The sequence below is a fragment of the Amycolatopsis cynarae genome (assembly GCF_026802195.1).
GTDB lineage: Bacteria > Actinomycetota > Actinomycetes > Mycobacteriales > Pseudonocardiaceae > Amycolatopsis_E > Amycolatopsis_E rhizosphaerae.
Genome location: NZ_CP113836.1, coordinates 2,157,770 through 2,172,123 on the forward strand (window position 1 = coordinate 2,157,770; position 14,354 = coordinate 2,172,123).

Consider the following 14,354-nt stretch of genomic DNA (forward strand, 5'->3'; position numbering starts at 1 on the left):
GTGTACCGGTGCCGCCGAACGGCCGAACGGCCCATTCCGCCCTTTGCTCATTGAACAATCTGCCAAGAAAATCGGGGCGGCGTTTGTCAAGTACCTGGGGAAGCGGCCGGAAGAAACGAAAGGGAAATGTGTGCGAAAAAAGGTCAACAACGCGGTGATCGAGCGGTTAGCATCGGGGCGTGGGAGATTATCCCTGGCGAGTGGGCATCGTGGGCCACTCGGGCGCACTGGTGGGGGCAGGGGTACTGCTGTCGGACCGGTACGTTCTGACCTGCGCGCATGTTCTCGCCGGTGACGACGAGGAAGAACCCGGGCCGGAAATCGGCATCGAGTTCGTCGGTATGCCCCACTGCCCGCCCGGCCTGGCCGGGGTGGCCGAAGACGGGTGGATTCCGCGGCGCGGGGACGAATCCGGCGACCTCGCCCTGCTGGAACTGAAGGATGTCGTGCCGGGCGCCCGCCCGGCGCCCCTGCTCGACATCGCCCTGCGCGACCGCGACCTCAAAGTGCAGGGCTATCCCGGCGGAAGCAGTTTCACCGCGGTGTGGGCCCGGCTCTGCCCGGCGGGCCCGAGCGGGCCCCACGACGAGTGGGTGCAGGTCGATCCGCGCGGCGCGGGGCCGAGGGTGCGCCGCGGGTTCAGCGGGGCCGGGGTGGTGGACGAGCGGACCGGCCAGGTGGTCGGCGTCCTGGTGGCGGCATCGAGCCGGACCGATCCGGACTGCGCCTGGCTGATCCCGGTGGACACGATCGCCGGTTACCTGGCTCCGGTGGCGCGGCTGGTGGCCGGTGAAGCGGCGACCGACCCGGTCTTCCTCATCTCGGCCCAGAGCCGCCTGGCCGAGGTGAGCGGCGGTGGGCGCCGGGGCGGCGCGAACGAGGGCATGGTCCGGGCTTCGCACGTCGTGGCCGACTGGCTGCGCCCGGCGGAACGGGGCGTCGTGGCGAACCTCGTCGGGCCCAAGGCGGAGCGGGTGGGCGTGCTGGCCGCCATCGTCGCACTGGCGGATCCGGTGTCCCGCAGGCGGTTGCCCGCCGAAGAGGTCGCGGTGGTGCCGCCGGAGCTGATGCTGCCGCTGCGCAGTGTCGATCTCGCGCTGGACGCGACGGGCCGGACCACCGCCGAGGTCGCGCGGAAGATCGCGGAGCGCATCGGGATCGATGCCGGGGCCGGTGACCGGGAGTCCGTGCCCGGCGTGGTGGCCGCGGCCGCCTCGATGTCGCTGGTGATCGACTCCGCCGACGAGGCGGCCACGCCGGATTCCCTGGCGCACGACCTGCTCGGCCCGCTGGCCGAGCGCGCACCCGGCCGCGGCGGCAGGCTGGTGCTGGGTTCCGGCGGGGAACTGCTGCCGGAACACACCGGCGAAGTGGTCTGCGTCGGCGTCTCCACCCGGCGGCGCCTCGTCCGGTTGCACGCGGTGGTCGCCGAACTCGACGCGGTCGAACGGCGGGCGTGGCGGTGCTACGCCCGCGTCGGTCCCAGAATCGCGGGTGTTCCCGAACCGCCCAGCCGCTCGGCAGAACTGCGGGTCCTGGAACTGACCCTGCGCGCGGGCGGTCTGGACGAAGGTGCCCTCGTCAACGCCGAACGCGACGTGTCGGCGGCGCTGCACGACGCCAGGAAGGTGCTGAAGGAATTGGAGGCCTCGCTCGCCAGGCGGGACGAGCTGCGCAGGGTGTTGGAGGCCAACAAGGCGAGAGCGGCCGGCGAGCTCGCCGAAGACCCCGGACTGGCACGGCTCTACGACCGGGCCCGCCGGGAACTGTGGCGCGGTCCCTGCGATCTGGCCGTCGCCCAGGACGCGGTCGACGCCTACGTGGAGGCCCTTCGCCGCGGGCTGGGGATCGCGCGACCGGACGAGACCGGAGCACGACCGTGACGCGCTGCCGTCGGCCGGGATGCCCCGGGACCATCGATGACACGGGCTTCTGCGACGTGTGCGGGCTGCAACCCGCCGAACCCGCCGAATCCGCTGCCGAACCCGATCCCGGGTGGACGGACGGCGACCGCGCGGACACCGGATTCGGGGAGCTGCCGCCGATCGGGGTGAAGGCGCCGGAAAGTCAGGTGCGGACGAACCCGGAGGTGCCGGAGCCGCACCGGGTCTGCGGCAGGTGCCGGGCGGAGGTCGGGCGCAGCACCTTCGGGCGGCCCGCGCTCGCCTCCGGGTTCTGCCCCCGCTGCGGAACCCCGTTTTCGTTCGTCCCGCGGCTGCGGCGGGGTGACCGGCTCGGGCACTACGAGGTGGTCGACCCGCTCGCGCACGGCGGGGTCGGCTGGGTCTACCTGGGCAGGGACACCCATCTGGACGGCCGCCACGTCGCGATCAAGGGGCTGATCAACGAAAACGACCCGGAAACGGTCGAGGCCGCGGTCAACGAGCGCAAGCACCTGATCGCGCTCGACCACGAGAACATCGTGCGCATCCACGACTTCGTCATCGGTCCCGGCAGCGAGGCGGACCGGCCGGCCGGGTACATCGTGATGGAGTACGTCGGCGGGAAGTCGTTGCAGGACATCAAGAAACTGGCGCGACTCAACCGCCGCACCCTGCCCGTCGAGGACGTGGTCACCTACGGGCTGCAGATCCTGGACGCGCTCGCGTACCTGCACGCCCGCGGCCTGGTCTACTGCGATCTCAAGCCCGGCAACGTGATCCACCGGGACCGGCGGATCAAGCTGATCGATCTCGGCGCGGTCTGCGAGCGCGGCTACCGCGGCGACGTCTGGGTGACCGAGCGGTACACGGTGCCCGAGTCGGAGCGGAGGTCCCGGGGCATGCGGCCCGACATGGACCTCTACTCCCTGGGCGTGACGCTGAAGGAGCTGCTGGTCAACAGCCCGGAGGGCAGGCCGCCCGGCGCTCGGGGGGCTCTTCGGGCCGGGCTCGCGTCACTCGAACTCGCGCTGACCCGGGCCACCGAGCCCGACTGGCGCAGAAGGTTCCCCTCCGCCGAGGAGATGCGGGAGCAGTTCGAGGGCATCCTGAGGCAGATCGCCGCGTTGCGCGGCACGGAACTGCCGCCGAAGCCGTCGAGCCGGTTCGCGCCCGCCGTCGAACTCCTCGATGCCGAGCTGTACCGGCCGCCGCCGCTTTCCCGGTGGACCGGTCCGGCGGACGAAACGGCGCTGGAAACCGACCGGATCCCCGACAGCAGGCCACTGCCGCCCCGGGTGGCGCTGGAACTGCCCGCCCCCCTGCCGGATCCGCGCGATCCGGCGGCCGGTTTCCTCGCCACGGCCACCACCGGGGATCCGCGCCGCCTGCTCGCCGAGCTGGACGGTTTCCGCGGGCGTTCGATCGAAGCCGGGCTCGTCCGGTGCCGGGTCCACCTGGCGCTGGCCTGGCAGGCCGGGGAGGCGCAGGAGTTCGCGGCGGCGGCAACGGCGCTGGAGGAGGCCGGGGACCTGGCCTTGGAGGAACGGCGGCGACGGGAAGCCGCACAGGAACCGGCCGAAGACTGGCGGATCCACTGGCATACCGCCCTGCTGGCGCTGTACCGGAGAAAGAGCGACGAGGCCGCGGCCGCTTTCGAGGAGGTCCGGCGGATCCTGCCCGGCGAACTGGTGCCGAGGCTCGCGCTCGGCTACTGCGCCGAGGTGCGGGACCGCCCTTCCCCGGCCGCCGCGCACTACGCCGTCGTGTGGCGGACCGACCGGACGGAGGCCAGCGCCGCCTTCGGGCTGGCGCGGACCCACCTGGCCGGTCCCTCGCCGGATCGGGACGCCGCGGTGTCCGTAGTGGACTCGGTGGGACCGGCGTCGAAGCACTACGACGCGGCCCGGACCGCCGCGATCCGGTTGCGCGCCGGGCGGATCGGCGAGGCCGGGCCAGGCGCGGCGGACCTCGAGGACGCGGTGCGGCGGCTCGCCGTGCCGGGCCACGACCGCGCGGGACGGGCCCGGCTGGTCACCCTGGTCCGTCAGGCGGCACTCGGCCTGCTGGCGGACGGATCGCCGGAACTGCCCGAGGGCGAGATCCTCGGCAGCCGGGTCACCGGACCCGGGCTGCGGCTGCTGCTGGAGGACTCGCTGCGGGAGCTGGCCGCGCAGGCCACCGACGACGACGAGCACGACACGTTGATCGACCTCGCCAACACTGTCCGCCCGAGGAGCCGGTGGTGATCGCCCACAGATGAGCGCGCGGGAGAGCGGTTTCACCGTTTCGGTGAGCCAGAACAAGTACCTCGCCCGGAACGACCGGGAGGTGGAGGCGGTGATCACGGTGACCGCGTCCGGGCTCGGCGGCGGGCCCGGGGCCGCCGGTGCCGCCCCGAAGGCCGCGGAGATCATCATCGTCGACTGCTCCGGGTCGATGGACATGCCGCGCGCCAAGATCATCGCCGCGCGCCGGGCCACCCGCGCGGCGATCGACGCGCTGCGCGACGGCGTGCTGTTCGCGGTCGTCGCGGGCACCGGCTACGCCGAACTCGCCTACCCGCCCGAACCCGGCCTGGTGCCCGCGTCCCCGGTGACGAAGGAGGACGCGAAACTCGTCGTGGACCGGCTGGTGGCCAACGGCGGCACCGCGATGGGCACCTGGCTGACGCTGGCGGGCAGGCTGTTCGAACCCCATCCGGACGCGGTGCGGCACGCGATGTTGTTCACCGACGGGCGCAACGAGCACGAGACACCCGAGGAACTCGGCCGCGTGCTGGACGAGGTCCGCGGCCGCTTCGTCTGCGACGTCCGGGGAATCGGCGACCAGTGGGAGCCGCGGGAGCTGCTGCGGATCGTGGCCGCCCTCAACGGGGAAGCCGGCGGGGTGGCCGAATTCGGCGACATGACGGCCGAGTTCCGCGAGCTGATGCGCACCGCGATGCGCAAGGTGGTGCCCGACGTCGATCTCCGCCTCCGCACCCTGGGCGGCGCGCGGCTGCGGTACCTCAAACAGGTCTTCCCGAGCGTGGTGGACCTGACCGGTCAGCTCGCACGCGAGGACGAGCTCACCGTGAAGCTGGCCACCGGCGCCTGGGCGGACGAGACGCGCGAATACCAGCTCTGCCTGGAGGTCGACCCCACCGGCAAGCCGTTCGAGCAGGACACCCTGGCCGCGCGCGTCTCGCTGGACGTCCGCGGCGCCGGGGGCCGTATCTCCGTCCCGCCCGAGCTGGTGCTGGCGCACTGGACCGACGACGTGCTGCTGGTCACCCAGCTGGATCCGAAGGTCACGCACTACACAGGGCAGCAGCGGCTCGGCGACGCCGTTCGCGACGGCTGCGCCGCGGCGGACGCGGGCGAGCGCGAGACGGCTGAGGAGCAGCTGGGGCTCGCGGTCCGGCTCGCCACCGAATCGGGCAACCGGAAGATGCTGGAACTGCTCGCCGGGCTGGTGGACATCGTGGACGCCGGGCGCGGCGAGGTGCGCTTGCGCGGCGATTTCCGGCTGGGGGAACTGAAAAGGCTGGACGTCACGGCGAACCGCAGCAGCCGGTTCCCCGGCCGTCGCCCGAAGGTCGCCACCGTGGCCGGCGGACCCGTGCGGGAGTGCCCCGAGTGCGCCTGGGGCAACGTGCCGGACGCGAACGTGTGCGAGCGATGCGGGCACCGGCTCGAGCCGGTGGGGGAGCGGTCGTGACCGCCCGCCTGCTCGTCCGCGAAAAACGCGGCGCCCCCGGACCGATGTTGCGCAAGGCAGGGCTTGTCTTGTTGTCGCTTTCGCCATCGTGGCTGCGTGACCGGCGGGAGGAAACCGGAACGCCGCCGTGGAGGCGGAAAAGCCGCACCGCGTGGACGCTACGGCGGCTCCGGCTGGCGCTGGTCACGCTGACCCTGCTGGTACTGGCCACTTCGTCGGTGGTGTTCGATCTCGTGCACCAGACCGTGGATTCGGCCACCCAGCGCACCATGCCGTCGATCATGGCGGTGTCCGCCGCGTCGCAGGCACTGGCCGAGGCGGACAGCGCCGCGGTGCGCAGCTTCGGCACCGGCGTCGCCCCGGTCATCGGGCCCTCGAGCGACTACCAGACCCAGATGAGCCTCGCCGGGCAGAACCTCGAGCAACTGGCGGAACTGAGCGAAGCGGGGCCGCGCGGCAGCGCGCGGCTGCAGTTGATCGACAGCAGGCTGACCGAATACCGGCAGCTCGTGGAGCAGGCCCACGCCGACTACGCGGCGGGATCGGCGGCACTCGGCCAGGTCGAGGTGATCTACGCGTCGCGGCTTCTGCACGACACCGTGCTCACCGAACTGGACAGCGTGCGGGACGCCGAGCGGCAGCGGCTCGCCGGCCAGTCCTCGTCGTTCTGGTTGTCCGGCTGGGCCGTGCCGATCTGGGCGCTGCCCGTGCTCGCCCTGCTCGGCGTGCTGCTCTCGGCGCAGCGCTACCTGAGCCGAAGGTTCCGCCGCACCTTCAACCGCGGTCTCGCCACCGCCACGCTGCTCCTGCTGGCCCTGGGCGCGGGCACCGCGTTCTCCCTGGTGGCGGAGCACCGGCTGCGGGACGCGCGGTCGAACGTCGAACAGCTGGTGCAGGCCCGCACCGCGACCTTCGGCCCGATTCCCGCCGAAGACGTGCCCGGCGCCGCCGGAACCATGACCCGGCTGAACCAGCAGTGCGTCCGCGACGGCACCGCCTGCGCCACGGTGACCATGGCGCAGCCGTACCGCAGGCAGGTGGAGCTGGCCGGGAACGCCACCGAAAGCGGGGCCGCGGCCGACACCGGTTACGGACTCGACTACATCCTGCCCGCGCTCGGCCTGCTCATCGGGGTGCTGGTGCTGGGCGGCCTGCAACCCCGCATCAAGGAGTACCGGAACCGATGGACATGAACCGGCGCGGATTCGCCGTCCGCCTCCTGCTGGCCCTGCTGGCCGCCGTGCTCGCCGCCACGGCCTGCACGTCCGCGAACGGCGGCGACGGCCCGGTCACGGTGCTCGCCAGCTGGTCCGGGGAAGAGCAGAAGGCCTTCGAGGCGGTGCTGGCGGAATTCACCGCGCAAACCGGGATCCGGGTGGAGTACCGGCCCGCGACCAGGGCACTGGACCAGGAACTGCGGAAAGACCTGCAGACCGGTACCCAGGCCGATCTGGCGGTGCTGTCCAGCCCCGGTCAACTGGCACCCTTCGCGGCCGAAGGAGCGTTGCAGCCGCTCGACGACGTGCTCGGCGACCAGAACGGCCGCTACGGCCCGCAGTGGTCGTCCGTGCAGAGCGTCATCGATCCCGCCGGCGGCACCCGCACCTACGCCGTGCCGGTCAAGGTGAGCCTGAAAAGCGTGATCTGGTACAACCCGGGCGCGCTGAAGCAGTTGCTCGGGGCCGACTGGACCGAACCACCGAAGACCTGGGCGCAGCTCGTCGACCTGACCGGCCGGATCGCCGCGCACGGCGGCACGCCCTGGTGCCTCGGCATGGAGTCGACCCCGGTCTCCGGCTGGCCCGGCACCGACTGGATCGAGGACATCCTGTTGCACCGCTTCGAGCCCGCCGTCTACCAGGGCTGGGCCGACGGTGCGGCGCCGCGGTTCGACTCGCCGGAGCTGGCCGAGGCACTGACCGCCTGGGCCGAACTCGTGTCGGAACCGGGACACGTCAACGGCGGCAGTGAGGGCGCGCTCCTGACCGGGTTCGCCGACGCCGGGCAGGCGCTGTTCACCACGCCGAAGCCCGGCTGCTACCTCTACCACGCCGCGTCCGTGGACAACACGAAGAACCGGCTCCAGCCGGGGAAGGACTTCGACTTCTTCCCCTTCCCGAAGACCGGCGAGGCCTCCTCCGGCGTCAATGAGGTGTCCGCCGATTTCGCGGTACTGGTGCGGCAGACCCCGCAGGCGAAGGAACTGGTGAAGTTCCTGGCCTCCGACGCGGCGCAGGGGATCTGGCCCGCCCGTCCCGGCAGCGGTGCGCTGTCGCCGGACCGCGCCATCGGGCTCGGCGTCTACCCCGACGAGGTGAGCAGGTCCATGGCGCGGATCCTGACCGGGTCCCCGATCTGCCTCGACGCCTCCGACCTCATGCCGTCGAGCCTGAGCAACGCGTTCAACCAGGCGATGCTCGCTTTCCTGAGCGACCCGGCCCGCTACGCCGACCCGGCGAACGTCCACGCGCTGCTGGCGAACCTGGACAAGGTGGCGGCACAGGCCTATCCCGGCAACCGCGCCCTGAACTACCACTGTGGACAGTTCTGAAAGGACAGGGAGGAAGATCCGGTGACGCAGCTGACCAGGTTCCGGCTCGACGACGGCAGTTCGGTGGTGGTCGAGGTCGCGGGGGAGGAGGGGTTCACCAGGGCGGGCCGGACGGGCCGCGTCGTCGACGCGGTGGGGGAGTCCTTCGAACAGGCCCTGCAGAAGGTGCAGCACGCCGCGAGCGCCGCACTGGACCAGTTCCGGCAGATGGGCCGCCGCCCGGACGAGGTCAAGCTGAAGTTCGGCGTCAAACTGGACGTGGAGGCCGGGGCGGTGATCGCGAAGACCGGGGTGGAGGGCAACCTGGAGGTCACCCTGACCTGGCGGGCCACCCCACCCCCCTCCGCGAGCTGACCCGCCTCCCACGCTCCCGCCGTGTTGGGTGCCCTGATGGTCGCCTTGAGGGTCATAAACGCCCTCAAGGTCGCCTTGAGGGCACAACCCTGGTGGCCGCCGCCAGCCGGTCATCGCTGAAGCGGACGATCGGGGTAGGGGAGGGTTCCCCTGCCGAGGGTGCCGTCCTGGTGGCGCCGCAGGCCGGTGTCGCAGATCGCGTAGCCCCAGTTGATCAGGAGGTCCTGCTGCTCGTCGTCGAGCGGGGCGAGGCGGGTCGGGAGCGCCGCGAGACGGCCGGTCAGCTCCGGGTCGGCCGGGATGGGGTCTTCGAGGTGGTAGTCGGCGACCTGACTGCGGATGCCGAGGTACAGCCCGTCCCTCTCGTGGCTCTTCAGTGCGGCGATCACCTGGCGTTTGCGTAGCGCGCGGACCTGGTTGTCGACGACGTCCAGGACCCGGAGCAGCTGCCTCGGCCAGTCGGGGTGCGGGTCGGCCTGCGCCCCCAGATGGCCACCACCGTCGCTCACCAGGACGGTCCGGTACAGCTTCCACACCGTCTCCAGGCCGAGGTTGTCGTACACACCGCCATCGGTGAGCCGGACCCGGCCGCGGTACTCCGGTCCGGTGAGGTCGTTGCCCGGGTCGGTGATCCAGTTTTCACCGGTCAGATCGACGGTGCACGGTGACAGGAAGGGCGGGAACGCGGAGGACGCGGCGACGGCGACCGCCAGGGGGAGCGTGGGGTCCGGCACGCGCCCGACCCGGTAGTCGGCGAGGAAGGGGCGGCTGAAGCGCATCAGCACCCCCGACCCGAGGTTCGTCGCGTTGAACACGAAGCGGGGCCGGACCGGCAGGTCGTGCAGAGTGACGTCGCCGAACAGGTGTTGCCGGTAGGCCTTCGTGACCCGGTCGGCGATCGAGGTGGCGGGCAGGGCGGCTCCGGTGAGCACCGCGGGGATGTCGATGTCCCGGCGTGCCATCGCGCGCAGGGGCTTCACCACGAGGGCTTCGAAATCCGCCGCGACACCGGTGCCGCCGAAGTCCAGCGCGTTCCAGTACCGGGCCAGGGCACCCGCGGTGAGCGAGCCGCCCGACACGCTGGATATCCGGTCGAGGCCGGGGAGGCGACCGGCCTCGTTGAGCCGCCAGAGAACACCGGCGTGGAACAGCATGGCCCGGAATCCGCCGCCGGAAAGGCACAGCCCGGTGCCTTGCCGGGGTGTCTTCGCCTCGTCGCCCGGAATGCAGCGGACCGGATCCGCCGGACCGGGGACGCCGTCCGCCGCATCGCCCGCCGGGATGTCCTGTGCCATGTCCCTCGCCTCCCACCGCGGTCATTGTGGAGGAGGGGGACCGGCGGTGCCACCGGAACGAAAACCGTCCATTGTGGACAAAAGAGCGGTTGGTTCCCCGGCTCCCTTCCCCCGGCGGCGGGGGACAGTATGATCCGGGCCCATGACGTACGGGGGATTCGGTCCGGGGCCGCAGCAGCAGCCTGGCTGGCAGCAGCCGCCACAGCCAGGGCAGCCGCCACAGCCAGGGCAGCCGCCACAGCCGGGGCAGTCGCCGCAGTGGCAGCAGCCGTCGCAGTGGCAGCAGCCGTATCCGCCACAGGCGCCGCCCCCGGAGCCGCCGCTGACACTGCCCGGCTGGGGCGCCATCCCGGCCCTGCTCGGTGTGGCGCTGGCCATGGTCGGCCTGTTCGCCTTGAAATGGGTCGGCGACGCGAGGTTCGCCGACATCAGCAAGGTGGTCCAGGAGGCGGCGAGCCGCGCGACCGGACTCACCGGCGCCCAGCGGTGGGTCAAGATCTACGTCGGGCAGGGCGTGTTCATCGCACTGGTGCTCGCCGCCGTCGTGTCGATTCCCTGGGCGCTGGGTGCGCTTCGCTCCCGCAAGAACGTCCAGCGACGGGGCGGGCTGACGAAGAAGAGCCTCGCGGAGGGCAGGACCGGGCCGACCCGGGTCCTGCTCTCCGTCCTCGCGGGCCTTTGCCTGGCCTACCACGTGACCACCCTGCTGGTCATGACCGACGGTGGCGACCACCTCGGCGATCTGGGCCCGGGCCCCTGGCTGCTGGTGGCGGGTGCCGCGCTGTCGGTCGCCGGTGCCGCGATCGGCCCGCGAGTGCCCCGCCGTCCCGGCCTTCCGCCTCGCTAGGCCGCTGCGACTTTGCCGGGGTCAGCGGCGGACTTCGGCGAGGCGGACCGGACGGCGTTCGCGCCGCGAGATCTCGCACGCCTCGGCGATGGAGAACGCTTCGAGGGCGTCCCGGACCCCGCACGGGGACGGCGCGCGGCGCGCGGCGACGTCGAGGAAAACGCGCAGCTCGGCCGTGTAGGCCGGGCGGAAGCGTTCCATGAAACCGGGGTACGGCGGGCCGGGCAGCGGTGCGACGCCCGGTTCGACCGACCGCAGCGGCGCCCGGTCGTCGAGGCCGACGACGACGTTGGCCACCGAGCCGAGCGCCTCGAGGCGGACGTCGTAGCCCGCGCCGTTGTACCGCGTGAGCGACACCGTGGCGAGCGTTCCGTCGTCCAGGGTCAGCGTCGCCGCCGCGGTGTCGACGTCGCCCGCGTCGGCGAAGAACCGCTCGCCGCGGTTGGCGCCGACGGCGTAGACCTCCTCGGCTTCCCGGCCGCTGACCCACCGGATGATGTCGAAGTCGTGCACGCCGCAGTCCCGGAACAGCCCGCCGGAGTGCGCGACGTATTCGGCGGGGGGCGGCGCCGGGTCGAAGGTGGTCGCGCGCAGTGTGTGCAGCCGGCCCAGCTCGCCGGACGCGACCGCCGCGCGGGCCGCGCCGTACCCGGCGTCGAAGCGGCGCTGGAAACCGATCTGCACCGGCACGTCCGAGCCCTCGATCCGGTCGAGTACGGCGAGGGTCCCGGCGAGGTCCGCGGCGACCGGTTTTTCGCAGAACACCGGGATGCCCGCGTCCACCGCCGCGATGATCAGCGCGGGGTGGGCGTCGGTGGCCGCGGTGACGACCAGGCCGTCCAGCCCCGCCGCGAACAGCGCGTCGATGCCTTCGGCCGCTTCCACGCCCAGCTTCGCCGCGGTGGCCCTGGCCCGCGCGGGGTCGACGTCGGCCACCACCACCGAATCGACTTCGTCGAAGCCCTTCAAGGTCTCGGCGTGGGCGGTGCCGATCCGGCCGGTGCCTGCCAGTCCCAACCTCATCGTGTCTTCCCCTCCTTCGTTCCGGTTCTCATCCGTCTTGCTCAGCGATGGGTGGGAAAGCCCAGGTCGATCCCGTGCGCCTGGCGCGGCCACCGCGTGGTGACCGCCTTGGCGCGGGTGTAGAACCGGACGCCCTCGGCGCCGTGCACATGGGTGTCGCCGAACAGCGAGTCCTTCCAGCCCCCGAACGAGTAGTAGGCCATCGGCACCGGGATCGGCACGTTGATGCCGACCATCCCGGCGGTGACCCGGCGCTCGAACTCGCGCGCGGCAAGCCCGTCGGTGGTGAACAGCGCGGCGCCGTTGCCGTACGGGTTGGCGTTCACCAGTTCCAGCGCGGCTTCGAAGCTGTCCGCGCGCACGACGGACAGCACCGGGCCGAAGATCTCTTCGGTGTAGACCGGCATCGCCGGGGTGACGTGGTCGAGCAGCGTCGGCCCGACCCAGAACCCGGATTCGTGGCCTGCCGGGGCCTGGCCGCGCCCGTCGACGACCGGGCGGGCACCCGCCGCCTCCCCGGCGTCCACAAGGGACACGATGCGGTCGCGGGCGGCGGCGGTGACCACCGGGCCCATCTGCGACGACTCGTCGCTTCCCGGTCCGGTCTTCAACGCGCGGGTGCGGGCGGCGATCGCCTCGACGAGTTCGTCGCCGCGGTCGCCGACGGCTACCACGACCGAGATCGCCATGCAGCGCTCACCCGCGCTGCCGTAACCGGCGGACACGGCGGCGTCGGCGGCGGCGTCGATGTCCGCGTCGGGCAGCACGACCATGTGGTTCTTCGCCCCGCCGAGCGCCTGGACGCGCTTGCCCGCCGCGGCGGCGGTGGCGTAGACGTGCTTCGCGATCGGTGTCGAGCCCACAAAGGACACCGCGGCGATGCCGGGGTGGTTCAGCAGCGCGTCGACCGCCTCCGCGTCGCCCTGCAGGACGTTGAGCACGCCGGGCGGCAGCCCGGCCTCGGTGAACAGTTCGGCCAGGCGCACCGACGCCGAGGGGTCGCGGTCGGAGGGTTTGAGCACGAAGGTGTTCCCGCAGGCGATGGCGACCGGGAACATCCACATCGGCACCATGACCGGGAAGTTGAACGGGGTGATCCCGGCGACCACACCGAGCGGCTGGCGCAGCGAGTGGGCGTCGACCCCGCGGGAGATGCCGTCGGAGTGCTCGCCCTTGAGCAGATGGGCGATCCCGGTGGCGAACTCGACCACTTCGAGCCCGCGCTGGACCTCGCCGTCGGCGTCGGAGAGCACCTTGCCGTGTTCGGCGGTGATCAGCCGGGCGAGTTCGCCGCGATGTGCGTCGACGAGTTCCCGGAACCGGAACAGGATCCTCGTGCGCGCCGAGAGCGAGGTCTCGGCCCAGTCGTGGGAGGCCTTGGCCGCCGAGGCCACCGCGGCATCCACATCGGACGGTCCGGCTAGTGCGACCTCACGGGCCACCTCGCCGGTCGCGGGCTGGAAGACCGGACCGCGGCGTTCGGACCCGCCGGGCGTGCGGGCGCCGTCGATCCAGTGCGGGACGAGCTCGGACATGCTTCTCCTAGATGTGCGCCGTGGTGGAGCGGACCACCAACGAGGGGTGCAACAGGTGCCGGACCGGCTCGGTGCGCTCACCGCGCACGCGTTCGGCCAGTGTTTCGAAGGCCAGGCGCCCCATTTCGGTGCGCGGCTGGTCCACAGTGGTCAGTGACACGTGCCGCAGCGCGGCGAGCGAGGTGTTGTCGTAGCCGACGACGGAAACGTCCTCGGGCACGCGGAGCCCGGCCTCCTCCAGTGCGGAGATGGCACCGAAGGCGTTGAAGTCGTTGCCCGCCACCAGCGCCGTCGGCAGGTTGTCCCGCTCGAAGCCGGCCAGCAGCTCGCGGACGGCCCGTTCGCCACCGGTGTCGGTGTGTTCGCTGCGCACCACGATCGGCGCCAGCCCGTGGCGCCGCATCGCGCGCTGGAACCCGCGGCGGCGGGCCGCGGCTCCGGCCGCTCCTCCGCCGTCGAGGTGCGCGATGCGGCGATGGCCGAGAGCGGCCAGGTGGTCCACGGCCAGCGCCGAGCCCGCTTCGCCGTCGTCGTTCACCGTGTCCACCTGGGAGGAACGGCTGGAGCGGGACACCAGTACGACCGGGCACTGCGTGGCGGCGGCTTCGATCGCCGACGCGGGAACCACCGGGGACAGCAGGATGATCCCGGCGGGGCGGAAGGACAGCAGGCCGCGCAGAGCGCTCGCCTCCCGCGAGGGGCTGCGGCCGCCGGTGTTGAGGATCAGGTCGAAACCGGCCGCCTGTGCCGCCGCGTCCAGTCCCTCCACGACGTCGCCGAAGAAGGCGTTGCGCAGGTCGGAAACCATCACGCCGAGCACCGTCGAGGTCCGGCTGGCCAGGGACCGTGCCAGCACGTGCGGCTGGTAGCCCAGCTCTTCGGCGGCCCGCAGCACGGCGGCCCGCCGCGTGTCGGAGACCTTCGGGGAATTCCTCATCACCAGGGAGACGAGCGCGCGGGAGACGCCCGCGCGGGCGGCCACATCCTCCATGGTCGGACGCACCCTTCGACCGCCTTCCCTGGCCCGGGGTCACGGCCCGGAAATGGGCCCTTGACTTTGCTGTGACGGACGCTACAAGATTAGAGCGCTCTAATCAATAGAGCGCTCTAAGACCTGTGTTGGGAGTGGTTTGCGTGGCGGTGCGGGTAGCGGAACCTGACGCGGCC

General features: G+C 72.0%; 11 protein-coding genes. 7 read left to right on the top strand and 4 right to left on the bottom strand.

What is annotated here, in order from left to right; genetic code table 11:
- The first annotated feature begins 179 nt into the window (after positions 1-179).
- Genes ORV05_RS10200 through ORV05_RS10225 form a run of 6 tightly spaced genes read left to right on the top strand, consistent with a single transcriptional unit; the run spans position 180 to position 8,487 of the window.
- The gene (locus ORV05_RS10200; RefSeq protein ID WP_268758205.1) at positions 180-1,883 is read left to right on the top strand and encodes a S1 family peptidase; all 1,704 of its coding nucleotides are present in this window, start codon (positions 180-182) and stop codon (positions 1,881-1,883) included.
- The gene (locus ORV05_RS10205) at positions 1,880-4,129 is read left to right on the top strand and encodes a serine/threonine-protein kinase (protein WP_268758206.1); all 2,250 of its coding nucleotides are present in this window, start codon (positions 1,880-1,882) and stop codon (positions 4,127-4,129) included. Before ORV05_RS10200 ends, ORV05_RS10205 begins: the two co-directional genes overlap by 4 nt.
- 10 nt (positions 4,130-4,139) lie before the next feature.
- Positions 4,140-5,582 (top strand): VWA domain-containing protein, encoded by a 1,443-nt coding sequence (locus tag ORV05_RS10210; protein ID WP_268758207.1) that lies wholly within the window; start codon positions 4,140-4,142, stop codon positions 5,580-5,582.
- Complete coding sequence (locus tag ORV05_RS10215; protein ID WP_268758208.1) at positions 5,579-6,775, top strand: hypothetical protein; 1,197 nt, start codon at positions 5,579-5,581, stop codon at positions 6,773-6,775. Before ORV05_RS10210 ends, ORV05_RS10215 begins: the two co-directional genes overlap by 4 nt.
- Positions 6,766-8,133, top strand: coding sequence for an ABC transporter substrate-binding protein (locus ORV05_RS10220; RefSeq protein WP_268758209.1), 1,368 nt, complete (start codon positions 6,766-6,768; stop codon positions 8,131-8,133). Before ORV05_RS10215 ends, ORV05_RS10220 begins: the two co-directional genes overlap by 10 nt.
- Positions 8,134-8,154: 21 nt before the next feature.
- Positions 8,155-8,487, top strand: a complete 333-nt coding sequence (locus ORV05_RS10225; RefSeq protein ID WP_268758210.1) for a CU044_2847 family protein — start codon at positions 8,155-8,157, stop codon at positions 8,485-8,487.
- 110 nt (positions 8,488-8,597) lie between these two features.
- On the opposite strand, the gene ORV05_RS10230 is transcribed toward ORV05_RS10225, so the two are convergent.
- Positions 8,598-9,782: a patatin-like phospholipase family protein gene (locus ORV05_RS10230; protein ID WP_268758211.1), complete on the bottom strand. Its 1,185-nt coding sequence runs from the start codon at positions 9,780-9,782 to the stop codon at positions 8,598-8,600.
- 142 nt (positions 9,783-9,924) lie between these two features.
- Between ORV05_RS10230 and ORV05_RS10235 the strand changes: the two genes are divergently transcribed.
- Complete coding sequence (locus ORV05_RS10235) at positions 9,925-10,629, top strand: hypothetical protein (RefSeq protein WP_268758212.1); 705 nt, start codon at positions 9,925-9,927, stop codon at positions 10,627-10,629.
- 21 nt (positions 10,630-10,650) lie between these two features.
- On the opposite strand, the gene ORV05_RS10240 is transcribed toward ORV05_RS10235, so the two are convergent.
- From ORV05_RS10240 to ORV05_RS10250, 3 genes are read right to left on the bottom strand one after another with little or no spacing between them, the layout of a single operon-like run.
- Entirely contained in the window at positions 10,651-11,652 is a 1,002-nt protein-coding gene (locus tag ORV05_RS10240; protein ID WP_268758213.1) for a Gfo/Idh/MocA family protein, read from the bottom strand.
- Between the two features lie 41 nt (positions 11,653-11,693).
- Positions 11,694-13,187: a CoA-acylating methylmalonate-semialdehyde dehydrogenase gene (locus ORV05_RS10245; RefSeq protein ID WP_268758214.1), complete on the bottom strand. Its 1,494-nt coding sequence runs from the start codon at positions 13,185-13,187 to the stop codon at positions 11,694-11,696.
- Between the two features lie 7 nt (positions 13,188-13,194).
- Entirely contained in the window at positions 13,195-14,178 is a 984-nt protein-coding gene (locus ORV05_RS10250; protein WP_268758215.1) for a LacI family DNA-binding transcriptional regulator, read from the bottom strand.
- Positions 14,179-14,354 lie beyond the last annotated feature (176 nt).